The organism is Vibrio sp. OPT18, from assembly GCF_015163615.1.
Taxonomy (GTDB): Bacteria; Pseudomonadota; Gammaproteobacteria; order Enterobacterales; family Vibrionaceae; genus Vibrio; species Vibrio coralliirubri.
Genome location: NZ_JADDYK010000015.1, coordinates 1 through 21,466 on the forward strand (window position 1 = coordinate 1; position 21,466 = coordinate 21,466).

Below are 21,466 nucleotides of genomic sequence, written 5' to 3' on the forward strand. Positions count from 1 at the left end.
TTTAAGATTTTGTGACTCAACGAATACTGACTTCAAAACTAATATTTACCGCTCTTTCGAAAAAGAACAGAAACATGTAATTCTAAAGCTATTACCATTCCAACAGAATGGTAATGAATTGACTGTGCCGAATAACTACAAGTAGTTAAACGTATTGGTCACTCAGTTCATTGAAATCAATTTTGTTACCGAAGTAACTGTCATTACCTAAGTAATAACGTTTTGATATTCATCAACGAGTGCCCACACAGATTGATAGGTTTAAATTGTTAAAGAGCGCTAGCGTTTTGTGATTCACATCTCAGTCGCTAGGGGTGCGTACTATACCTGCACCACTTTGAGAGTCAAGGGTTATTTTCAAACTCTTTTTCTCTACCGATTTCGCTGTGTGACTTTCGTCTCACTCCGTGTCGGTGAGGCGGCATTATAGAGAGATTGAGATGGAGCACAAGGGCTTTTTGAAATAAAAGTTTTGTTCGCCTAAAAAGCCACCAGATCCGCATTTTTCGAATAAAAACTAAACATTTGAGACGTATCACAGCAATACATTGGAAAAATGGAAGCCATGAACGTAAGATTCATGTGTCTATTTTGTTAATGGTAGATGCGTCTATTTCGTTTATTAATATGTAGTATTCCGATATGAACTCAAAAAAATCGATGTTGTTAATTGTCGCACTGGCTGTATTAGGCGGCATTGTTTTCTCTCAGGTAGATATATCGCCTGCAATTACCTTTATCCTTGGTGTCTTGGCTTCCGCTTTTGTTGTTAACTTTTCAAGCACCGACTCAAAATCAGATTCAGAACCTAAGGCTTCAACCAAAACACTTTATGTGGGTAACCTTCCATACAAAGCGAACGAATCACATGTACGTGAATTATTCTCAGAGCATGGTGAAGTATTTGCAGTACGTTTAATGAAAGACAAACGTACTGGTAAAAGAAGAGGCTTTGGATTTGTTGTTATGGCAAGTAATGATGTGAATCATGCAATCTCTGCACTTAACGATAAAGATTACATGCAACGCACTTTAAAAGTACGTGTTGCAAATGATCCTAAACATCCTGAAGCGGACGAATCTGAACTGAGCTAAACCCTAACTGCTTTAACATACTATTTAGTGCACTTTCTTTTTTAGGAAGTGCACTACAAAAAACCTCACGCACTCCCCCTTCTTTATTAATGCTTTCCAAACCCAACAAATCTTGAACCCGTTTAGCTATCGCTTTACCAGAATCTATCAGCACTACACCTTCACCCAGTACTTGTTGAATCTCTGATTTGATCAATGGGAAATGGGTACACCCTAATACGGCTACATCAATTGTGTTGATCATCGGTTGAAGGATTTGCTGCAACTCTTCAAGGTTAATCTCCTCACCTCTGAGTTTATCTTCGGCCATATCCACCAGCCGAGTTGAACCCAACAGCTCTACTCTTTTATTACTCGAGAAGTTTTTGATGAGCTCGTGTGTGTATTCACGAGTAATCGTCGCAGGAGTTGCAATAAGTCCAACCGCTTTATTAGCCAGTAACGAGGCAGGTTTGATTGCCGGGACAACACCGACAATAGGGATAAGGTTATTAGCGCGAAGTGTAGGCAGGACTATCGTACTGGCCGTATTACAAGCTATCACCACAATATCAATAGCGTGACTTGCCATAAAGCTGGCGACAATACTTTGGACTCGCTGAATGAGGACTTGCTGATCGAGCTCACCATATGGGTAAGCCTCGTTATCGAATACATAGATATAGTTGTGATTGGGCAGTAACTGGCTTATCTCTTTATATACAGAGAGACCGCCAACACCAGAATCAAAGACCAATATGTTTTTTTGTATGCTTTCCGACACAACCATTACCTGTAAGAAGTTCCGCAGCAATGATACCCCTTCACTTAGTTTTCGCCAATCATCACTCTATATAATGCAAGCTCGGTAGCGTTGATGCACAAAGCGCTCACCCTGCTCTGCATTTTCTAGCTCTATCTTAAGCTTTCCTTTAAAGCATGGCGCTGACGTTACTAAGGTATGAAACTCACCATCTTCACCACATGGGTCGACGTGACTTGGCAAACTATCAATTAGCTCAGGCGTGTATTCTTTCCCGCAATAGGCCATGTCTAATGCATCGCTATCGACTGTGACGAGAAAGGTTTCGATTCCTCTATCTATGATTTCTTGAGCCAGCGCTTGACTACTCTCTCCCAGTAGAGGAAATACACACTCCCAACCCGCAGGTTCTATATAACTTCTTCGGTAATCAGCAATACCATTGCAAAACATATCGCCGAATGCCACGGCATCAATAGATAAACCCGATCCTTTAAGCGCCGTAACAATCGTACTTTGATAGATCTCGTTACTTGGGAAGACTTCCGGCAGCTCAATCGTTATTAATGGCAAACCAATCAATGTTGCCTGCATTCCAACAACCTCGATTGGAGTGACTTGGAAAGGAACCTCATCTCCCACATACGTAGTATAGAGAGCAACAACTTCATACTCGGTGCTTTCAAGTAGACGTTCTAGGGTTAATGTAGAATCTTTGCCTGACGACCAACTTATGACGACTTTCTTTTTCATTGATATACCCAATAAGAAAAAACCGCCCGAAGGCGGTTTAGGTGATAATTAGAATTGGTAAGCTACGTTCAAGTAGTAAGCTCGCTCTGCGGCTGGATACCCTAAAGCCGTTTCGTAATCTTCATCAAGTAAGTTATCAACACGAGCACTGATCGTCGTGTTCTCATTAGCGTAATAGCTAACAGCAGTGTCAACCAATGAATAAGATGGGAGAGTGACATCACTATATGGCCATGTACCGTAATCAACATCAGGTCGCTTACCTACATATTGATAGCTTATAGACCAGTCGACAACGTCAAATGCCACCAATGCATTCCACTTATACAGTTCTTTTGCTCGGCGTTGCAGCTGCTTACCATCATCACCTTCTGCATCTTTATAATCAGCACTCAACTGGTGTTGAACAATGCCCGTGTCAAACTCGGCAGTCAGCTCTACACCCTGAATATGCGTCTCACCATCAACGTTAATGTATTTATATGTTGTTGGGTGGTAATCGATTAGATTGGTGATTTTGTAATCGTATCCAGTTAATGTCCAATATACGTCTTTCACTAGACCATAAAAGCCCACCTCAATCGCGTCAGACTCCTCTGGTTTAAGATCTTGAGTTCCGTATAACGGATCATACTGTTGGTAAAGGTTTGGAGCTTTAAAAGCTGTACCATATGAAGCTTTCATTCCAAATTCTGGAATAAATTGATAACCAACGCCAACGTTATATGTCGTTTCTGTACCAAATTCTTCATTGTCATCGACTCTTGCACTTGCTTCTAAAGTTGCAGAATCAACAGTGACCGAAGATAGGCCGAATACAGCCAAGTTAGAACGGTCGAATGTTTTATTCGCATTCTTATCTACATATGACTCATCACGCCAATCAACGCCACCAGCTAACACAACATTCTTGTTTAATTTATAGCTATTAATCCACTGAACATTGCTTTGTTCTAATTCATCTTGAGTTCCAGAGGTTTTGCTTTCACCAAATTGATAGTTCCAAGAATCTTGGCTTTGTACTGTAGCTTGCATCTCAGAGCGTAATTGACTGCCTTGATAAGTACCACCAATAGACACTGATAAATCGTCTTTTTCAGACTCCATATAACTACGTGTACTATATGTATTGTCATACTGATAAATATTCTCATAGGCACGAACATTACCAAATACACTGAATTGTTCATTCAACTTATGGGTATAACCAATCAAACCATTCAACGTTTCGAAGCCATGGCGGTCGCCGTCATTTAAGCCAGGTACGGGCTTAACGTTGTAGCCTTCATCGCTTTCATGACTAATAGCAAGGTTTAGCTGACCATTTTCAGAAGTCGCAACACCGGATGCTAGACTAAGTTCTTGATAATCTAAGCTACCCAAACCAGCACTCAATGTTGTTGACTCATCCGTCGCACGAGCAATCGTAATAATGTTGATTACACCACCAATTGCTTCAGAACCGTATAAAGAAGCCCGAGCTCCTCGCACATACTCAATCCTCTGAACATAACTCAATGGGATCTGGTTGAAGTCTACTGCACCTTTTGCTGCACGAGCAAAACGAACACCATCAACTAAAACGAGGACTTGATCGGAACTTGTTCCACGAACAAATATAGAAGCGAGCTGTCCTCTACCACCATTTTGAGTAATCTGGATCCCTGTTAATCTTCTCAGCACATCTGGGATTGTTTTAGCTTGTGTTCTTTGAAAATCTTGGCGAGTAACAACTTCAACATCAGTTAATGTCGCCGTGGCAGACTGCTCAAAACGGTTAGCCGTCACCACCATGGTTTCGTCGGCAGATGCTTGTTGGGCGTGTAAATTGGAGATAGGTGAAAGCAGCGATGCTACAGCAACCGCTAAAAGGGATTTGTTCATGTTGTGATCCTAAATCGCGTAAAGTCCTACCAAACCACATCTTATGGTTTGGCCGCTGGCAGGTATTCGGACTCAAGAGCACAACCCTTATGGTTACCTAATATTCGACTTCCCACAAAAAGCTATTTGCAGTGTCTTATGAATACTCGTTCTCTTTTACCGCTGCGCGTCAGTTCTGGATTTACACCAGATTCCCTCTTCAGCCATCTATACATCTAAATGGCACCAGCTTGCCGAAGATAGTATTGGCCTCTGAATCATTTGTCTAGTCTAAGATTGTTATAAGCTATAGTTTTCATGGTCGATTTACATTGAATGGCTCTCAACACTGGACAAGCGCCTGTGATTGAATAAAATCTGCGCTCTTGATTTAAAAGCACGACAGCAAAAGGCATAACAATGGCGAATTTAGATGTAAACCCGCAACGCTACCAAGAACAACTGGCAGAAAAGACAGAGCGTCTTACAGAAATGTTCTCAGAATATGATGTGCCTGAACTGGAAGTGTATGAATCTCCAGAACAACACTACCGCATGCGTGCTGAGTTCCGCGTGTGGCATGAAGGTGACGATATGTATTACGTCATGTTCAATCAAGAGACTAAAGAAAAATACCGCGTAGACCAGTTCCCTGCAGCTAGCCGTCTTATCAATGACCTAATGCCTCTATTAACAGATGCAATGAAGGACAACCACTCTCTGCGCCACAAGCTATTCCAAGTAGATTTCCTTTCTACATTAAGCGGCGAGATTTTGGTGTCACTGCTTTACCACCGTCAATTAGGTGAACAGTGGATTCAAGATGCTAAAGCACTTAAGCAACAATTAAACGATGAAGGTTTTAACCTAAACCTGATTGGCCGTGCGCGTAAGATGAAAATTGTACTGGACCGCGACTACGTAATTGAAAAGCTAGACGTGAATGGTGATAGCTACATCTACCAGCAAGTAGAGAACAGCTTTACTCAACCAAACGGCAAAGTAGCAGAGAAAATGTTGGAATGGGCTGTCGACTGTACTCAAGACAGCAAAGGCGACTTGCTTGAGCTTTACTGTGGTAACGGTAACTTCTCATTAGCACTGGCACAAAACTTCGAGCGTGTACTGGCAACAGAACTGGCGAAGCCGTCAGTAGAATCTGCGCAATACAACATCGCGGCGAACAACATTGAAAATGTTCAGATCATCCGTATGTCTGCAGAAGATTTTACTGTAGCAATGGAAGGCAAGCGTGAGTTCCGTCGTCTACAGCAAGCGAACATCGATCTTAAGAGCTACAACTGCAACACTATCTTTGTTGATCCACCGCGTTCAGGTATGGATGTTGACACTTGTAAGATGGTTCAAGGCTACGAGCGTATCATGTACATCTCTTGTAACCCTGAAACATTGAAAGAGAACCTAGACATCCTAAGCGAAACGCACGACATCACTCGTTTTGCTCTGTTTGACCAGTTCCCTTACACCCACCACATGGAAGCGGGTGTGTTCTTAGAGCGCAAAGCATAAACCTCGCTTTCTCGGTCTAAGACAAACAGCAGATACAAAAAAACGAGCCAATTGGCTCGTTTTTTTTATTTGTAGATTGGTTTAAGCAGTTTTACCGATAAAGCCTAGCTTCTTACCTATCCAGGCTAAAAGCAGCATCGCGACAATAATCGCAAAGAAGTTTGAGCCAGCATCAGGGTGTTGTGCTTTCACGAAAGCCGAGTGGCCAAATGCACCCACGAAGAAACAAGCTAGACCTACTAGTGGGATATCTTCAGATACTGGGTTAGTTAGGTATTCTTGGTAAAGCGCTTGTACTGCCAAAACTAAAGCGATCAGCGGGAAAATAGAGAAGCCCACTTCGCTCATTGTTACCCAAGATAACAATGCATCACCACACACACCGGCTACAACAGCAAGTACGAGTGTCTTTCTTTCAGAACCACGGTTTACAGTATTATTTTCATTCGACATTATTCAATCCCGCCTTTTAATCGGTTACGTTCACGTTCTTTACGATACCAAAAAGCTCCTTTGGCCATCATTCGCAATTGCATGATCAAGCGTTCAGCCAATTCATCTCGCTGACGTCGATCTAAATCTAATGCTTCTGCCCCTGAGTTGAAGACTAATATGACCGAGGCTTCTGCTTGAGTGAAAGCTTCGTCTCGTGTCATGCCAGTCGTTATTAAATATTCGGTTAACTCAGCAGAGAAGTGCTGTATCTCACGAGCTACCGCTGCACGAAACTCAAATGAAGTTCCTGAGCGCTCTCGCAATAACAGTCTGAATACGTTAGGGCTGCTTTCAATGAATTCCATAAAGGTTTCAACCGATGTTCGAATCACACTGCCTTCTTTTACTATGCGTTGCCTAGCTTGACGCATTAACTGGCGCAACAGTAAGCCACCTTCATCAACCATGGTTAAGCCAAGCTCATCCATGTCTTTGAAGTGACGATAAAAGGAAGTCGGTGCTATTCCAGCCTCACGAGCGACTTCTCTCAAGCTTAGATTGGAAAAACTACGATCGGCGCTGAGTTGGCTAAATGCTGCATCGATTAAGCTGCGACGAGTTTTTTCTTTTTGCTGTGCGCGAATGCCCATTGGTTTCATACTTTATCAATTTCTTCTTTTACAGCCTAAACAGGCATGTCTAATACTCTGTTCAATATAACGCGAATCACTTATTTATATAAGGCACTCTGGTTATATAAGACACTAAACATACCTCTTTGTTCACGTACCGAAGTAAATACGTTCGAAGAAAAAATTTCAATATCCACACTGTCATTTGGAGACATACGACATACCAAATATTATTTTTTCGATAACACTGCGTGATCCCACCGACTCTCTGATGCCCTTTTCATGTACCCGAGAACAGAATCAGTTAAAATCTCGCTAAAGCAATGTTAATCAAATATAACAAGGAAGATATCTATGCCGCACTCCAACCACTTTGATGTAATCGTAATTGGTAGTGGCCCCGGAGGAGAAGGGGCAGCGATGGGATTAACCAAAGCCGGGTTGAACGTTGCTATCATTGAAAAAGAGAGCAGCGTTGGTGGTGGTTGTACTCACTGGGGAACCATTCCTTCAAAAGCACTGCGCCATGCCGTAAGTCGTATTATCGAATTCAACAGCAATCCGCTGTTTTGTCAGAATAACAAAAGCATTCACTCAACGTTTTCCAACATTCTGGGGCATGCTAAATCGGTTATCGACAAGCAGACTCGATTACGCCAAGGCTTCTACGACCGCAACCAGTGCACGTTGGTATTTGGTACTGCACGTTTTATCGATACCAACACTGTCTCGGTAATGCAAAGCGATGGCACTGAAGAACATTACAGCGCAGACAAATTTGTTATCGCGACAGGCTCTCGCCCTTACCAACCAGATAACGTCGACTTCCTGCATGAACGTATCTACGACAGCGACTCGATTCTTTCTCTTAAACACGACCCGCAACACATCATCATCTATGGTGCTGGCGTTATTGGTTGTGAATACGCATCGATTTTCCGCGGTTTGGGTGTAAAAACCGATCTTATCAATACTCGTGACCGTCTGTTGTCATTCCTAGACAATGAAACCTCAGATGCGCTTTCTTATCACTTCTGGAACAGCGGCGTCGTGATTCGTAACGATGAAACCTTTGAGAAAATTGAAGGCACTGATGATGGCGTGATCATTCACTTAGAGTCAGGCAAAAAGATGCGTGCTGATTGCCTGCTGTATGCTAATGGCCGAACGGGTAATACCGATAAACTGAACCTTGGTGCTGTTGGCTTAGAAGCGGACTCGCGTGGTCAAGTATCAGTAAACACCAACTACCAAACCAATGTTGACCATGTTTACGCTGTCGGTGATGTGATTGGCTACCCTAGCCTAGCAAGCGCAGCTTATGACCAAGGTCGATTTGTGGCTCAGGCAATTGTGAAAGGTGAAGCTGAACGCCACCTTATCGAAGACATTCCAACTGGTATCTACACCATCCCTGAGATCAGCTCTGTTGGTAAAACCGAGCAAGAACTTACCGCAGCTAAAGTACCGTATGAAGTAGGACGTTCTTCATTCAAACACCTAGCTCGTGCTCAAATTGCGGGTAAAGATATTGGTAGCTTGAAGATTCTGTTCCATCGCGAAACCAAAGAGATTTTAGGTATCCACGTGTTTGGTGAGCGTGCCGCTGAAATCATCCATATCGGACAAGCGATTATGGAACAGAAAGGTGAAGCAAATACCATCGAGTACTTTGTGAATACGACCTTTAACTACCCAACGATGGCGGAAGCTTATCGTGTTGCCGCTCTTAACGGGCTTAACCGTTTATTCTAGATAAATAACCAATAGGAGTATTTGACCACCCATAGGCCAAATACATAAACAGCAAGCAACGCGCTTGCTGTTTTTATTTAAAATACTGAATAATAAGACATTGATAGTAATTAGATCATGATGTTCTAAATGCCCCTTTACCTGCACAGCTTCTCTTTCTCGCTCCCTGAACTACTCTATCTAAGTAAGCTAAGCGAGAAACTCCCCCTTCTTCCACTGAGAAACAAACAACACACCAAGACCAATTCCGCGCATTGCCATAAAGCTCAGCATCGCTAGCCACAGTGCATGGTTCTCTAAACCTGATGCTAAGTAGAAAATCGCAAAGAAACTGCAGGTCGCAACAAACATACTATTGCGCATACCCTTGCCCTTGGTTGCTCCAACAAAAATACCATCCAACAAGAAGCACCACATAGACACCAATGGCATTGCGATTAACCATGGTAAATACACCTCAGCTTGGCTCTTAACCTCTGGGATTGTGGTGATCATATTGATTAAGCTCGAGCCAGCGAGTGCGAACACTATGGTCAGTACCAAACAAATATTGAAGCTCCAGAAGAAAGTACCAATCAATGACTGGTTCAGTTCATCTTTGTCTTTCGCGCCTATCGCTTTACCGACCATCGCTTCCATTGCGTAGGCAAAGCCATCCATCCCATAAGAGATGATCATCAAGAAACTCATCAACACGGCATTGGCCGCAACAACATCATCGCCAAAGCTTGCACCTTGGAAGGTCATGAAAGTGAAAGTCGCTTGTAGACACAATGAACGAAGAAAGATATCGCGATTCAATTTCACGAAACGACTCAAACCTTGGCTGGTTTTCTTAAGCAGATCCCATGCCGATGGTAACTGTTTCTTCGCCCAGATTCGGTAAACACAAATCAAGCCAAATGTTAGACCGGCATAATCAGCCATTACAGATGCCAATGCTGCACCTTCCACTTGCCACCCTAAACCGATAACAAAAACGATATCCAAAACGATATTGGTGATATTGGTGATGATCACCATCCACATTGGCGCTTTGGCATTTTGAGTCCCGAGCAGCCAACCTAGAATCACAAAGTTAGTCAGCGCGGCAGGCGCACTCCAGGCGCGGATTGAAAAATATTGCTGACCATAGTGCTTAACTTGATCGCTGGCGCTACTCAATGAGAAAACTAAATCGGCGACTAGACTGTGTAAAAGCAAAAAGATACCAGCAAACCCTAAGGCCATGGTCACGCCTTGCACGAATACTAAACCAAGTTGCTTGCCATCATTCGCACCATAAGATTGTGCGGCTAGCCCTGTTGTCGACATACGCAGGAAACCGAGCAACCAAAAGGTCACGCTGATCATTGTGCCGCCCAGCGCCACACCACCTAAATACCAAGAGTGCTCGAGGTGACCGATAACCGCCGCATCGACTAAGCCCAGCAGTGGCACAGTAATATTAGAGAGAACCATCGGGATCGCGAGCAACAGCACTTTTTTATGCATCGCCTGATTGGATAGCGTTTGAAAAATAGTTTGGGGATTAAATAGCTTCACGATCACCTCTTAGATTAGAGGCGATAGTTTAACCTAGTGGGTGGGCTTTCACTATGTTGTGGAATTTTACTTATACCGGCTATGTACTCAGTTACTCGAAATACAAAACACCTAGGATTACCACTTAACGAGCACTAACTGCGGCGTTAAACGCTTTTTGACCTGAGAGATCTTACAAAGAAGTCGCTGCCACAATTTCCAACGGTTGCATTGCTGGTCTAGGGGAGAGAACGCTTTTACCCATTGTGCCCATGGCAGCCAATTAAGAACGCTGTCTATTGGTGAAGACAACCCATGAGCATACTTTCCTGAACCAAGCTTTTGTCCCAACGTACTTGAGCTTTTATCTCCAGCTAACACTAAACACGCGTGTGCATGAGTAAAGTAGCGGCTCAAAGACTGAATGAAGTTCGCGGTCTGTTGCTCGTTGCAATCGAGCAGAGCATGTTCACACACCACCATCACCGAGGCTTGTTCTGGAATATTCAGTTCATCCAACCAAGTTAGGTCATCGACAGAACCACACTCCAAACGATAGCGTTCATTTTTGTGGAACAGGCGTTGGCGCCACACAAGGTTTTCCGTCACATCCAGCTCAACCCAATGGCAGCGTCCATTATCTAAACGGTAGAAGCGGGTATCGAGCCCTGCTCCAACATTGATGATCCAAGCATCTGGGTTGTGAGATAGAAATTGCTGAACTTGAGAGTCACAAAGTTGAGTCAGTGTTGCGTAGAGAAGTTGTTGTTGGTCGAGCTCACCAGTAAGGCATTCTGGTGCGAGCTGGCAACGCTTGCAGGCTTGAGCTGCGATGGGGTCATAAACGAGACCATCATCGGCTAGGCTTTCGCGACTACGAAACCAAAGGTGTTGAACGAGGTTGGTCGGAACTTGGAATTCTTGATGTGCAGACCCTTGTTCAGAAGAAGCCTTTTGAACAGAGGAGCGCGGCTTACGAGTAAGCGGCTTCATTTGAGGTTTGGTTGGGTTTGGCATCATCATCTTCCTTGTATCTCGACAAAGAAGATGATAATGAATATCAATTACAATAACAAGTTGTTGAGAATAAATATCAATAAGCTGTTTGTACTGACTACATCCAGTCGGTGTTGCGAATAATACCCACCGCAAGTCCTTCAATAGACAAGTGTTGAGATTCTAGATCGACATGGATTGGAGAAAACTCTTCATTTTCAGCATGTAACAGAACCGTTGAACCTTTACGTTCTAGGCGTTTTACCGTTACATCATCATCGACACGAGCCACGACAACCTGACCATCGCGTACATCTTGTGTTTTATGAACAGCTAATAAATCACCATCCATAATACCGATGTCTTTCATACTTTCGCCATTTACACGAAGTAAGAAGTCAGCTTGTGGTTTAAACATGCCAGGGTCAACTTGGTAATGCATTTCTACATGCTCTTGAGCCAAGATAGGCTCACCAGCGGCAACCTGACCGATTAATGGTAAACCTTGCTCTTCGTTTGCTGCATCTTCAAGCAAAATACGAATACCGCGAGACGCACCCGGGATAATCTCAATCGCTTCTTTACGAGCAAGAGCTTTCAAATGTTCTTCTGCAGCATTAGCAGAACGGAAGCCTAGTTCACGCGCGATTTCTGCTCGTGTCGGTGGCATACCGGAATCTTCGATCTTACCTTTGATAAGGTCAAAGACTTGTTGCTGGCGGGGCGTTAACGGCTTCATGATTCACCTGTCTTTTTATACAGTTGACTGTGAGTATATCCAGTAACTGAACAAAAGCAAAGCAATTGGTTGTTTTTAGTTCATTTTTAGCAAATTACAAAAACAAGATCTCTAGCCACACATAACCTGCGAGTGCCAAACAGATGAAAACCGCTGCCGAGCCGACATCTTTCGCCATCCCAGATAACTCATGATGCTCACTGCCGATTCGGTCGACAACCGCTTCAATCGCGGTATTGATTAGCTCGACAACCATCACCAATACCACCGATGAGATCATCAAGATTCGCTCAACTTGGCTTACATCTAGGTAAAATGCCAACGGAATAAGCACGGCCGCCATGAACACTTCTTGTCGAAATGCAGCCTCGTTTTTAAACGAACTCGTAATGCCTTGCCATGAAAAGCCTGCAGCTTTGATGATGCGTTTGAATCCGGTGTTTGATTTTTTGGTCATTTTTAACCCTATACTCAATCAGTCGATGAATGATTTTCCACAAACTTAACGGCAATATGACTATTTCCATTAAAAGGTTAGACCAGTTTCTGGTATTCTTGCATCGATTAAATTTACGCCTAGGCTTATCCCTATTTCACTCATAGGATTTATCCTTTTTATCAGAGAAATAGAGATACGCTTCAGCACATTGAAATAACTATTGAGGCAGTGAACCTATATGTCTTCTGGACAATCTTTTTCACGTTCATTAATGAAGCTACCTTTATCCGTATTGGTAAAGGGCACATCAATTCCTTCAAACCCTGTTGAGGATTTGAACATTGATTTGAGCAAACCGATTGTATACGCCTTACCGTTTCGCTCAAGTGTCGACATTCTTACATTGCAAAAACATGCACTTGAATTAGGCCTACCTGATCCGTTGAGCAAGCTTGAAATCAACGGCAAATCACTGCAACGCTACGTTTTCATCTCTTCTCGCAAAACTCTGCTGCAAGACGATGATTATGTACCAAGCTCTTCAATTGAAGTGTTCTCTGAATTGCTTTCACTGCACGCTGACGACTCTGAACTCGATGTTCAAGTTATCCCTGCTACCGTTCTGTGGGGGCGCAAACCTGGTAAAGAGAATAATCAGAAGCCTTACCTACAGGCAATGAACGGCTTAGAGAAATCAAAAGCGGTATTGCTCGCAGGTCGTGACTGTCTGGTGCGTTTCAGCCCAGTGGTTTCTCTACGCTACATGGCTAATTCACATGGCACTGACAGCACCATCGCACATAAATTGGCGCGCGTGGCACGTATTCACTTCTCTCGCCAAAAGCTTGCAGCATCAGGCCCTAACCTGCCAAGCCGCCAAGCTCTGTTTGATCGTCTACTAAAATCAGAAGCGATCAAAAAAGCGATTGAAGACGAAGCGCAAGCAAAGAACATCTCGATCGAGAAAGCGAGCAAAGAAGCTCAAGACATCATGGACGAGATTGCTGCGAACTTCTCTTACTCGCTGATCAAGCGTGGTGAGAAGATTCTTGGTTGGCTGTGGAATAAGTTGTACCAAGGCCTACATATCAGCAACGCTTCAACGGTTCGTAAGTTGGCTCAAGATGGTCATGAGATTGTTTACGTGCCTTGTCACCGTAGCCACATGGACTACTTACTGCTTTCTTATGTGCTTTATCATGAAGGCATGGTGCCTCCGCATATCGCTGCGGGTATCAACCTAAACTTCTTCCCTGCCGGTCCTATTTTCCGTCATGGTGGTGCGTTCTTTATTCGTCGTAGCTTCAAAGGCAACAAGCTGTACTCGACGATTTTCCGTGAATACCTAGCGGAACTGTTCGCTAAAGGTTACTCAGTAGAGTACTTCAGTGAAGGTGGTCGTTCTCGTACAGGTCGTCTACTACAAGCGAAAACGGGCATGCTAGCGATGACTATTCAGGCTATGCTGCGCGGCATGAACCGCCCGGTGACTTTGGTTCCTGTATACATCGGCTACGAGCACGTGATGGAAGTAGCGACTTACGCGAAAGAACTTCGTGGTAAGCGTAAAGAGAAAGAAAACGCGAGCTTAGTGATTCGTACCATTCGTAAGCTGCGTAACTTTGGTAAAGGCTACGTGAACTTCGGTGAGCCGATTCAACTGAACCAATACCTGAATGAACACTCACCTGAGTGGACCAAAGACATCGACCCAATGGGCACCAGCAAACCACAATGGATGAACCCGGTGGTTAATGACTTGGCGACCAAAATGATGACGCACATTAACGATGCGGCAGCGACCAATGCCCTGACTCTTTGTGCCACGGCACTATTGGCTTCAAGACAGCGTGCATTGTCTCGTGACTCTTTGGTTTCTCAGATCAATTGCTACCTGTCTCTGCTTAAGAACGTTCCATATTCGGCAACGTTCACTGTGCCAAAAGACAGCGCTGAAGATTTAGTAAAACATGCTGAATCACTGAACAAGTTCTTGATTGAATCAGACTCAATGGGCGACATCATTTCGCTAGACCGTCACCAGTCAATTCTGATGACCTACTACCGAAACAACATCATTCACTTGTTTGCTCTACCATCGCTAATTGCACAGATGACCATTCGTCAGCGCGGTTTATCGATTGACGCGATCCAAGAGAACGTTGCTGCTATCTACCCGTTCTTGAAGAAAGAGCTGTTCCTTAGCTACGACGAAGACAAGCTTGAAGACGTAGTGTCGAACATCATTGAAGAGCTGGTTAACCAAGGTATGCTTGTGGTTTCTGATAACGAAGTCACCATCAACCAATCAAACAGCCAAGCACTGATGCTGTTAGGTCGTACGATTTCAGAAACGCTACAACGCTACTCTATTGCTTTGAACCTGTTAGCAGAGAACCCTGATCTGGATAAATCCGATCTTGAACAGAAGAGCCAAGACATTGCACAGCGACTTGGTCGTCTGCAAGGCATCAATGCACCAGAATTCTTCGATAAAGGCGTGTTTGCGTCGATGTTCGCCACTCTGAAACAACAACAATATCTGGATAACGATGGTAACTGTGATTTAGAAAAGACTCAGCAATTCGCTAAGCTTCTCTACTCAATGCTTTACCCAGAAGTACGTTTGACGATTCAAGAGAGTATCCACCAAGCAGAGTAATCATCAGCTTGGAATCTCTTGAATAGCGAGACCGAAACGCGATCAAAAAAGGCACCCAATGGGTGCCTTTTTCTTTAGCATTCGTCAACTAGAAAAGCCGATGCTTACCAGAAGGTAATGAACAAGCCCGCTGTCACTGCCATTCCAACATAGTTATTATTGAGAAAGGCTTGGAAGCAAAGGTCTCGATCACGGTGGCGCATCAGGTGTTGTTGATACACAAACAAACTTCCCGCTACCAACAATGCCCAATAGAAGGTATCACCTAGTTGGTAATGCATGCCTAACGCAATCAGCATCGCTAGGGTGACGAGTTGCAAAGAGCCCACAATCAGTTTATCGAAGCGACCAAATAGAATCGCCGTCGATTTAATACCAATCTTCAAGTCATCATCTCGATCAACCATCGCATATTGCGTGTCGTAAGCAATCGTCCACAACGCATTAATCACGAAGATAAACCACACAATACTTGGCAGTTCATTGGTTTGTGCCGCCCAAGCCATTGGTATCGCCCAGCTAAACGCTAAGCCAAGAAACAACTGTGGAAGATGCGTAAAACGCTTCATGAAAGGGTAAATGAACGCCAGACCCACACCAATAAATGAGAGCTTAATGGTCAGTGGATTCATGGTCAGTACCAGCAAGAATGAAACTACGGCGAGCACTAAAAAGAGCAGAATCGCTTCCTTGCTGGAAACCAAACCTGAGGGTAATGGGCGCTGCTTGGTACGTTTAACATGGCCATCTACTTTACGGTCAGCAAAGTCATTGATCACACAGCCAGCTGAACGCATCAACACCACGCCGAGTACGAAAACAACCAAGACATCAAAATCAGGCATACCTTGTGCGGCGATAATCAGTGACCACAAGGTCGGCCAAAGGAGTAACAGGGTACCAATCGGGCGATTCATTCGCGTTAATTGCCAATACGCCTTCGCTTTGGTGGCAAGCATTTACACACTCTCCTTAGAGTAAATGGGTGATGTTGGTAAAAACAGTTCAGCCACAAGCATCGGTTTATGATTCATCCATAATCGAGAACGACGCGCGAGTAATCGCTCATCGCCTGCGATAACCCAACCGACTTGCAGCGCATCTCGCTCCACGTTCTCAGCACTGAAAACGGTCAATCCAAGCGGGACATTACCTTGTTGAGAAAGGTCTGAGTGCTGATGATCTTCTAATGTGACTCGGGGAATCAAGGTTCGACCTAACACCCACGGTTCGTCATCACCCTTTAAAATCACTTTACGCAGTAAGCAATCAAACGATGATAAAAGATGTTCCTCGTCCTGTTGTAGCATTGAGCGTTCTACAACTTGATTATGAAGCAACTCAACAGACAGGTGCTGACAGCACTTCCCCAACTTGCGGGAAAGAGAACCTTGCTCCATAAGCCACTCTTTGGTGGTTTCATTAGGAAAATCAAATGTTTCTGTACTTTGCCAATCTACATTCATTAACGAATTAAGATACAGCGATATTGGCTGATTCATACTAGTATTCAATAGGTGACTTTACACGTACAATAAAGCTTCAACTTTCGAACAAAATTAAAGCGCTCTTCGAATTGTAAACGTATTTAGATTTAGACCGCTCATTGTAACAAGACTAATGCGTTTCGAATATCGCGAATAAACTAAAGAAAAGTCACAAATATGCACAAACGTTATGTAGCCCAAATAATTCTTGCGATTACCCTACTCTTTTCAGCATCAAGTTTCGCTGAAGAGGAATTGGCACCCAAACTAGCCTACTTCACGCTAGAGCCAGACCTGACCACCAATTTTTACACTAAAGGTAAAAAACTGGGCTACATTCAGGTTCGCCTCGATATTATGGTTGCGAACAGCAATGACCTAGCTGCCATTGAGCATCACCAACCACTGATTCGTGATGCGGTGATTGAATTGCTTGGCAAACAAAACGAAGAAACCATTAAATCTCTATCTGGCCGTGAAGACTTAAGAAAATCCTTAGTTGAACACCTCAACAAGATTTTGCTTCCAGAGACAGGTAAAACCCTGATTGCTGATTTACTGTTTACCAAATACCTTTATCAGTAATGATGTAAAACGAATCCCAACAAAAAAGCGGCTCATCTGGCCGCTTTTTTGTCTCTATCGTTTGGCTACTCGCTAGAAGAGATGAGTTAACTTCTTGCCGAGCTTGGTGCTTTCATCGCATCGATAAAGCCTATAATCACACCGGCGGCTAGGCCGGCTAAATGCGCCGTATTGGCGATAGCCATAAATGGCTGCATGTACCCAAGTACCAACCACACCAACATAAAGCCGACAATCTGTCTTGGGATACCCAAACCAAGCTGTGGCGCCTTCGCACCGACAACCCATAAGTAACCAACCAAGGCATACACAACACCAGACAAACCACCGAAGTTCGCCCCTTCAACCCAATACTGCCCAGCACCTGAAAGCGCAGAAGATACAGCAAAGATCTGAAGTAGCTTGAGGCTACCTAGTTTCTTCTCAATGTCTCCGCCTAGCTGCCACCACCACAAAATATTAAATGCGATGTGCATAACAGAGAAATGCAGAACGGCATGACTCAGCCAACGCCACAATTGCCATTGCTGTCCATCCACCGCTGGGAAATGCAGGGCATTGAAAATAGCTTGGCCAAAACCGATCTGTTGCAGCGCAAAAATCACCACACACACCAACATCAGGCTTAGTGTCACTGGGCCTGCTTTGGCTTTGATCATGCCCATGAAGCTTGGCGTGTGGTAATGGAAGTTGCTCTTTCTGGTCTCTGCCATATCCCAAGACGCCGCTTGATAGCGCTTATGATTGGGTTCAGCCAGAAAACGATTCAGCTCAGCTTCGGTTTCAACCTGAAATTGGCCATCAAGAAGCCAAAGAGCAAAACGCCCTTCTCCCTCTGGAGACATCTGAATAGGGATCTGACGAGAGGCCATATAATCAATAAATGCTTGAGCAAGACGTGGATTGTCTAACACCATCAATCTAATCATTGTTACTTCCTATTCATTCTATGCGGGATGCTTGAAGCGGTTCAGGTGATGAAAGTAATTAACCTGCGATCACTGGAAGTTCAGCACGATGCCAAGCTTCGAAACCACCATCAACACTATATACCTCTTCAAAGCCTTGGTTCACTAAATATTGTGCTGCGCCTTGGCTACTGATGCCGTGGTAGCACATCACTAAAATAGGTTGTTCGAACTCAACCTCATCCATGAACGACACCATCGTATCGTTAGTCAGGTGGTAGGCTGTTTTTGGGTGGGCAACCGCAAAAGATTGCGGGTCACGTATATCGACAAGTCGAGCTTCGCCTTGTTCGATGAGGGCTTGAGCGCCTTTAACATCGATATGTTTAAACTGGTCCATGACTTTCTCTTTTTATACTGATTTACTTTGCTGCCATTGTAACCTATCCCAAGGCTAACATTCACATCCACTTAATAAGGTTATCCACCAGCGATCACTTTTACACCATTTGTGGATAAATCTGTGAATTGCGTGAATAAAGTGCCTTTTCAAAAATAGATCCACAACATGTAGTAATGATCCTGATCTAACTGTGGGTTAACTGAAACATATCCCCACTCGAAAAAACCCGTCAAAGTCTTACTACACCCTGCTTTTAGACAGCTGACGAATAAACTTCTCACAGAGTTATCCACAAAATCATTTTGCAAATTTCGATCGCAAAAGTTGAGAAATCGATCCAAAACAAAAAGGCCGAGATCTCTCGATCTCGGCCTTTTCAAAATTCAGCTATTTGTTAGCTCTACTAGAAAGTAGAAGCTAATAGAAACTAGATGCTACTAGAAATCACCAACGGCTTGTTTCAATTTCTTCATCGCATTCTTTTCTAACTGGCGAACACGCTCAGCAGAGATACTGTAGGTATCCGCTAAGTCTTGCAGTGTTGCCTTGTTGTCGTCTAACCAACGTGAGCGAACAATGTGTTGGCTACGCTCGTCTAAGCTTGCTAGTGCTAGCCCTAGGCGATTATTGGTGTGTGACTCCCAGTTAGCCGCTTCAACCGTCTCAGCAACGTCTGACGCTTTGTCTTCTAGGTAGTAAACTGGAGCAGTATAAGCAGAACCGCCATCGTCATCGTCCATAGGCGCTTCAAACGTCGCATCTTGTGCTGCTAAGCGAGATTCCATCTCACGAACTTCTGAAGGCTCAACACCCAGTTCACGAGCAACCGTCTCAACTTCACCGTTATTGAACCAACCCAAACGCTTTTTAGACTTACGAAGGTTAAAGAACAGTTTACGCTGTGCCTTAGTGGTCGCAATTTTAACGATACGCCAGTTACGTAGAACGTATTCATGGATTTCAGCTTTGATCCAGTGAACAGCAAACGAGACGAGACGAACACCAACTTCTGGATTGAAGCGCTTAACAGCCTTCATCAAGCCGATGTTACCTTCTTGGACGAGATCAGCCATTGGCAGCCCGTAGCCAGAGTAGCCTCTTGCAACGTGCACCACGAATCGTAGGTGGGAAAGGATCAAGCCTTTCGCAGCGTCGATCTCACCTTTGTAATGTAATCGCTCTGCAAGTCCACGTTCCTCTTCAGGTGTCAGCATTGGGTAGCTGTTCGCTGAGCGGATATAGCTATCTAAACTATCTTGTGTGACTAAAGCCATTTGATACGCTTGGTTTGCCATTCGGTTCCTCATCAATCTCTGATCTGGAGTAATACATCTATTAAAACCCGACAATCTTGAACCTAAAATGAACAGGTTTCAAGGAGGGGGAAGTAATTATGCATAATCAATTCGTCTATACAAGGCAAAAACTGGTTAAGAAGTGCCTATTTTTCGTCTAAATATGACTCTATTCACCTAAACTGGTTCAATTTCTTTTAGGTGACGCTGTGCAGAAAGCTTCGCAGCCACACTACCAAGCAGGGTTCCGACGATCAAAAGCAGTAAAGATTCATCCCAACTCAGGCCAATTAAACGGAAGTGGCTGTCGTATAGCTGAGCCAAGTCATCCACTGCGCTGTTCAGTAATACGGTAATTAATGCCGTCATTACCCAAGCGCTAATCGAACCTAATACGCCAAACCACATTCCAGCATAAAGGTATGGTCGAAGAATGTAGCTGTCGGTCGCACCAATCAGCTTCATGGTTTGAATCTCTTCTTTATGCGCCAACACATTAAATCGTAGTGTATTGCCGATAATCAGAAATACCGCGCCCAACATCAATACCGTTAAGGTAATCACGATGACAGCCGCGAGTGCTTTGATCGCATCTAATCGAGCTAACCAATCTTCGTCTAGACGAACATCGGTGACTAATTCTTGTTGTTTAACTGTGCCTGCTAGCTCTTTAATTAAGGTATCGCTGTGTACGCTTGGCGTAATCACCAGAACACCTGGCAGTGAGTAATCGTCGAGGATGGTTAGGGCGTCTTCAAAACCAGAATATTGGCTGAGGTCTGCAAGCCCTTGCTGCGGAGAAATGTACTCCACCAGCTCAACTTGATCCCAACTTTCGATTTCATCCTTAAGCACCATTACTCGTGGCTCAGGAATACCATCCTCTACATAAGCACTTATTTGTGACGGGCTAGTGACATCTTGCGCCACTTCCCCAACATTTTTACCTAATAGGTACAAACAAGCTGGCATCGCCAACGCCATAGAGATCACCGCAAGGGTCAGCAAGTTGCCTAACGGGCGCTGCCACATTTGCGAGAACGATGACTTGGCTTGTTTCCAGTGAACAACAAAGAAGCCGTCGCTTGAAGCGCGGTTTACTGCTCGATTAGATTGAGGTTTCTTGATGCGCTTATTCGCGGCCATAATCTTCAACCTCACTCAAAAATCCTTGGTTTAATTCAAGATGGCGGTACTGAGGGCGAGTGTTCACTAACCCGATATCGTGCGTCGCTAGGATGATGGTCACACCTGCGCGGTTGAACTCTTCAAACAAGCGTAATACACGGTTAGATAATTCAGGGTCTAGGTTACCGGTGGGCTCATCGGCTAAAAGCAGAGTTGGACGGTTAACCACGGCGCGAGCAATACCCACGCGTTGTTGTTCACCACCCGAAAGTTGGCTTGGCAAACAACGGGCTTTATCTAATAAACCGGTTTTATCCAACGCAGCACTGACTCGGCGTTTTATTTCGTTTTCAGAAATAGATTCAATACGCATAGGCAGAGCGACGTTATCGAAAATCGAACGGTCCATCAGCAGGCGGTGGTCTTGAAAAACAATCCCAATATTACGGCGTAAGAAAGGAATATCTTTGGCTGGGATTCGAGTGATATCGTGAT

Annotated in this window: 21 protein-coding genes and 1 riboswitch; of the genes, 5 read left to right on the forward strand and 16 right to left on the reverse strand. The window is 44.2% G+C overall.

Annotated elements, in window-relative coordinates:
* Positions 1-642: 642 nt before the first annotated feature.
* Positions 643-1,095 carry an RNA recognition motif domain-containing protein gene (locus IQQ51_RS01165; RefSeq protein ID WP_017061054.1) on the forward strand — a complete coding sequence of 151 codons (453 nt, stop codon included), beginning with the start codon at positions 643-645 and terminating at the stop codon, positions 1,093-1,095.
* Here the strand turns inward: IQQ51_RS01165 and murI are convergent.
* Genes murI through btuB form a run of 3 tightly spaced genes read right to left on the reverse strand, consistent with a single transcriptional unit; the run spans position 1,058 to position 4,474 of the window.
* The gene (murI, locus tag IQQ51_RS01170; protein WP_193840170.1) at positions 1,058-1,864 is read right to left on the reverse strand and encodes a glutamate racemase; all 807 of its coding nucleotides are present in this window, start codon (positions 1,862-1,864) and stop codon (positions 1,058-1,060) included. The genes IQQ51_RS01165 and murI overlap by 38 nt on opposite strands.
* Positions 1,865-1,924: 60 nt before the next feature.
* Complete coding sequence (locus tag IQQ51_RS01175; RefSeq protein ID WP_193840153.1) at positions 1,925-2,590, reverse strand: adenine nucleotide alpha hydrolase; 666 nt, start codon at positions 2,588-2,590, stop codon at positions 1,925-1,927.
* Positions 2,591-2,638: 48 nt separating this feature from the next.
* Positions 2,639-4,474, reverse strand: coding sequence for a TonB-dependent vitamin B12 receptor (btuB, locus tag IQQ51_RS01180; protein WP_050634964.1), 1,836 nt, complete (start codon positions 4,472-4,474; stop codon positions 2,639-2,641).
* A gap of 39 nt (positions 4,475-4,513) precedes the next feature.
* A riboswitch (cobalamin riboswitch) is annotated at positions 4,514-4,719 on the reverse strand.
* 154 nt (positions 4,720-4,873) lie between these two features.
* On the opposite strand from btuB, the gene trmA reads away from it, so the two are divergent.
* Positions 4,874-5,983, forward strand: coding sequence for a tRNA (uridine(54)-C5)-methyltransferase TrmA (trmA, locus tag IQQ51_RS01185; RefSeq protein WP_017061050.1), 1,110 nt, complete (start codon positions 4,874-4,876; stop codon positions 5,981-5,983).
* Between the two features lie 81 nt (positions 5,984-6,064).
* Here the strand turns inward: trmA and IQQ51_RS01190 are convergent, their stop codons facing one another.
* On the reverse strand, positions 6,065-6,436 hold the full coding sequence (locus IQQ51_RS01190; protein WP_050649833.1) for a YijD family membrane protein: 372 nt from the start codon (positions 6,434-6,436) through the stop codon (positions 6,065-6,067).
* Positions 6,436-7,077 (reverse strand): HTH-type transcriptional repressor FabR, encoded by a 642-nt coding sequence (fabR, locus tag IQQ51_RS01195; RefSeq protein ID WP_010438693.1) that lies wholly within the window; start codon positions 7,075-7,077, stop codon positions 6,436-6,438. The genes IQQ51_RS01190 and fabR overlap by 1 nt, the downstream gene beginning before the upstream one ends.
* A 327-nt stretch (positions 7,078-7,404) precedes the next feature.
* Here fabR and sthA point away from each other — a divergent pair, with 327 nt between their 5' ends.
* Complete coding sequence (gene sthA, locus IQQ51_RS01200) at positions 7,405-8,805, forward strand: Si-specific NAD(P)(+) transhydrogenase (protein ID WP_017061048.1); 1,401 nt, start codon at positions 7,405-7,407, stop codon at positions 8,803-8,805.
* Between the two features lie 189 nt (positions 8,806-8,994).
* On the opposite strand, the gene dinF is transcribed toward sthA, so the two are convergent.
* The 4 genes from dinF to IQQ51_RS01220 all read right to left on the reverse strand — a co-directional run bounded on the left by dinF (position 8,995) and on the right by IQQ51_RS01220 (position 12,521).
* Entirely contained in the window at positions 8,995-10,350 is a 1,356-nt protein-coding gene (dinF, locus tag IQQ51_RS01205) for an MATE family efflux transporter DinF (RefSeq protein ID WP_193840154.1), read from the reverse strand.
* Positions 10,351-10,467: 117 nt separating this feature from the next.
* Positions 10,468-11,346, reverse strand: coding sequence for a class I SAM-dependent methyltransferase (locus tag IQQ51_RS01210; RefSeq protein WP_048610739.1), 879 nt, complete (start codon positions 11,344-11,346; stop codon positions 10,468-10,470).
* Between the two features lie 97 nt (positions 11,347-11,443).
* Positions 11,444-12,064: a transcriptional repressor LexA gene (gene lexA, locus IQQ51_RS01215; RefSeq protein ID WP_019820514.1), complete on the reverse strand. Its 621-nt coding sequence runs from the start codon at positions 12,062-12,064 to the stop codon at positions 11,444-11,446.
* 94 nt (positions 12,065-12,158) lie between these two features.
* Positions 12,159-12,521, reverse strand: coding sequence for a diacylglycerol kinase (locus IQQ51_RS01220; protein WP_048615036.1), 363 nt, complete (start codon positions 12,519-12,521; stop codon positions 12,159-12,161).
* Between the two features lie 220 nt (positions 12,522-12,741).
* On the opposite strand from IQQ51_RS01220, the gene plsB reads away from it, so the two are divergent.
* Positions 12,742-15,165, forward strand: coding sequence for a glycerol-3-phosphate 1-O-acyltransferase PlsB (gene plsB / locus IQQ51_RS01225; RefSeq protein WP_048610744.1), 2,424 nt, complete (start codon positions 12,742-12,744; stop codon positions 15,163-15,165).
* A 104-nt stretch (positions 15,166-15,269) separates the two neighbouring features.
* On the opposite strand, the gene ubiA is transcribed toward plsB, so the two are convergent.
* Both ubiA and IQQ51_RS01235 read right to left on the reverse strand, forming a co-directional pair.
* Positions 15,270-16,124 carry a 4-hydroxybenzoate octaprenyltransferase gene (ubiA, locus tag IQQ51_RS01230; protein ID WP_048610746.1) on the reverse strand — a complete coding sequence of 285 codons (855 nt, stop codon included), beginning with the start codon at positions 16,122-16,124 and terminating at the stop codon, positions 15,270-15,272.
* Positions 16,125-16,667 (reverse strand): chorismate lyase, encoded by a 543-nt coding sequence (locus IQQ51_RS01235; protein WP_164091128.1) that lies wholly within the window; start codon positions 16,665-16,667, stop codon positions 16,125-16,127.
* Positions 16,668-16,829: 162 nt separating this feature from the next.
* Between IQQ51_RS01235 and IQQ51_RS01240 the strand changes: the two genes are divergently transcribed.
* Positions 16,830-17,237, forward strand: coding sequence for a flagellar basal body-associated protein FliL (locus IQQ51_RS01240; RefSeq protein ID WP_193840155.1), 408 nt, complete (start codon positions 16,830-16,832; stop codon positions 17,235-17,237).
* Between the two features lie 86 nt (positions 17,238-17,323).
* On the opposite strand, the gene glpG is transcribed toward IQQ51_RS01240, so the two are convergent.
* The 5 genes from glpG to IQQ51_RS01265 all read right to left on the reverse strand — a co-directional run.
* Positions 17,324-18,166 carry a rhomboid family intramembrane serine protease GlpG gene (gene glpG / locus IQQ51_RS01245; RefSeq protein WP_017063770.1) on the reverse strand — a complete coding sequence of 281 codons (843 nt, stop codon included), beginning with the start codon at positions 18,164-18,166 and terminating at the stop codon, positions 17,324-17,326.
* Between the two features lie 58 nt (positions 18,167-18,224).
* Positions 18,225-18,545, reverse strand: coding sequence for a thiosulfate sulfurtransferase GlpE (gene glpE, locus IQQ51_RS01250; protein ID WP_017061039.1), 321 nt, complete (start codon positions 18,543-18,545; stop codon positions 18,225-18,227).
* Positions 18,546-18,985: 440 nt separating this feature from the next.
* On the reverse strand, positions 18,986-19,843 hold the full coding sequence (gene rpoH / locus IQQ51_RS01255; protein ID WP_017055518.1) for an RNA polymerase sigma factor RpoH: 858 nt from the start codon (positions 19,841-19,843) through the stop codon (positions 18,986-18,988).
* 177 nt (positions 19,844-20,020) lie between these two features.
* Entirely contained in the window at positions 20,021-20,989 is a 969-nt protein-coding gene (gene ftsX, locus IQQ51_RS01260; RefSeq protein WP_193840171.1) for a permease-like cell division protein FtsX, read from the reverse strand.
* Positions 20,976-21,466, reverse strand: a 491-nt coding sequence (locus IQQ51_RS01265) for a cell division ATP-binding protein FtsE (protein ID WP_228012635.1), incomplete at its 5' end; no start/stop codon positions are given. The genes ftsX and IQQ51_RS01265, both read right to left, overlap by 14 nt.

Coding starts and splice junctions, on each gene's coding strand:
- IQQ51_RS01165 (WP_017061054.1), top strand. CDS start 643: ATGAACTCAAAAAAATCGATGTTGTTAATTGTCGCACTGGCTGTATTA.
- murI (WP_193840170.1), bottom strand. CDS start 1,864: ATGGTTGTGTCGGAAAGCATACAAAAAAACATATTGGTCTTTGATTCT.
- IQQ51_RS01175 (WP_193840153.1), bottom strand. CDS start 2,590: ATGAAAAAGAAAGTCGTCATAAGTTGGTCGTCAGGCAAAGATTCTACA.
- btuB (WP_050634964.1), bottom strand. CDS start 4,474: ATGAACAAATCCCTTTTAGCGGTTGCTGTAGCATCGCTGCTTTCACCT.
- trmA (WP_017061050.1), top strand. CDS start 4,874: ATGGCGAATTTAGATGTAAACCCGCAACGCTACCAAGAACAACTGGCA.
- IQQ51_RS01190 (WP_050649833.1), bottom strand. CDS start 6,436: ATGTCGAATGAAAATAATACTGTAAACCGTGGTTCTGAAAGAAAGACA.
- fabR (WP_010438693.1), bottom strand. CDS start 7,077: ATGAAACCAATGGGCATTCGCGCACAGCAAAAAGAAAAAACTCGTCGC.
- sthA (WP_017061048.1), top strand. CDS start 7,405: ATGCCGCACTCCAACCACTTTGATGTAATCGTAATTGGTAGTGGCCCC.
- IQQ51_RS01210 (WP_048610739.1), bottom strand. CDS start 11,346: ATGCCAAACCCAACCAAACCTCAAATGAAGCCGCTTACTCGTAAGCCG.
- lexA (WP_019820514.1), bottom strand. CDS start 12,064: ATGAAGCCGTTAACGCCCCGCCAGCAACAAGTCTTTGACCTTATCAAA.
- IQQ51_RS01220 (WP_048615036.1), bottom strand. CDS start 12,521: ATGACCAAAAAATCAAACACCGGATTCAAACGCATCATCAAAGCTGCA.
- plsB (WP_048610744.1), top strand. CDS start 12,742: ATGTCTTCTGGACAATCTTTTTCACGTTCATTAATGAAGCTACCTTTA.
- ubiA (WP_048610746.1), bottom strand. CDS start 16,124: ATGCTTGCCACCAAAGCGAAGGCGTATTGGCAATTAACGCGAATGAAT.
- IQQ51_RS01235 (WP_164091128.1), bottom strand. CDS start 16,667: ATGAATCAGCCAATATCGCTGTATCTTAATTCGTTAATGAATGTAGAT.
- IQQ51_RS01240 (WP_193840155.1), top strand. CDS start 16,830: ATGCACAAACGTTATGTAGCCCAAATAATTCTTGCGATTACCCTACTC.
- glpG (WP_017063770.1), bottom strand. CDS start 18,166: ATGATTAGATTGATGGTGTTAGACAATCCACGTCTTGCTCAAGCATTT.
- glpE (WP_017061039.1), bottom strand. CDS start 18,545: ATGGACCAGTTTAAACATATCGATGTTAAAGGCGCTCAAGCCCTCATC.
- rpoH (WP_017055518.1), bottom strand. CDS start 19,843: ATGGCAAACCAAGCGTATCAAATGGCTTTAGTCACACAAGATAGTTTA.
- ftsX (WP_193840171.1), bottom strand. CDS start 20,989: ATGGCCGCGAATAAGCGCATCAAGAAACCTCAATCTAATCGAGCAGTA.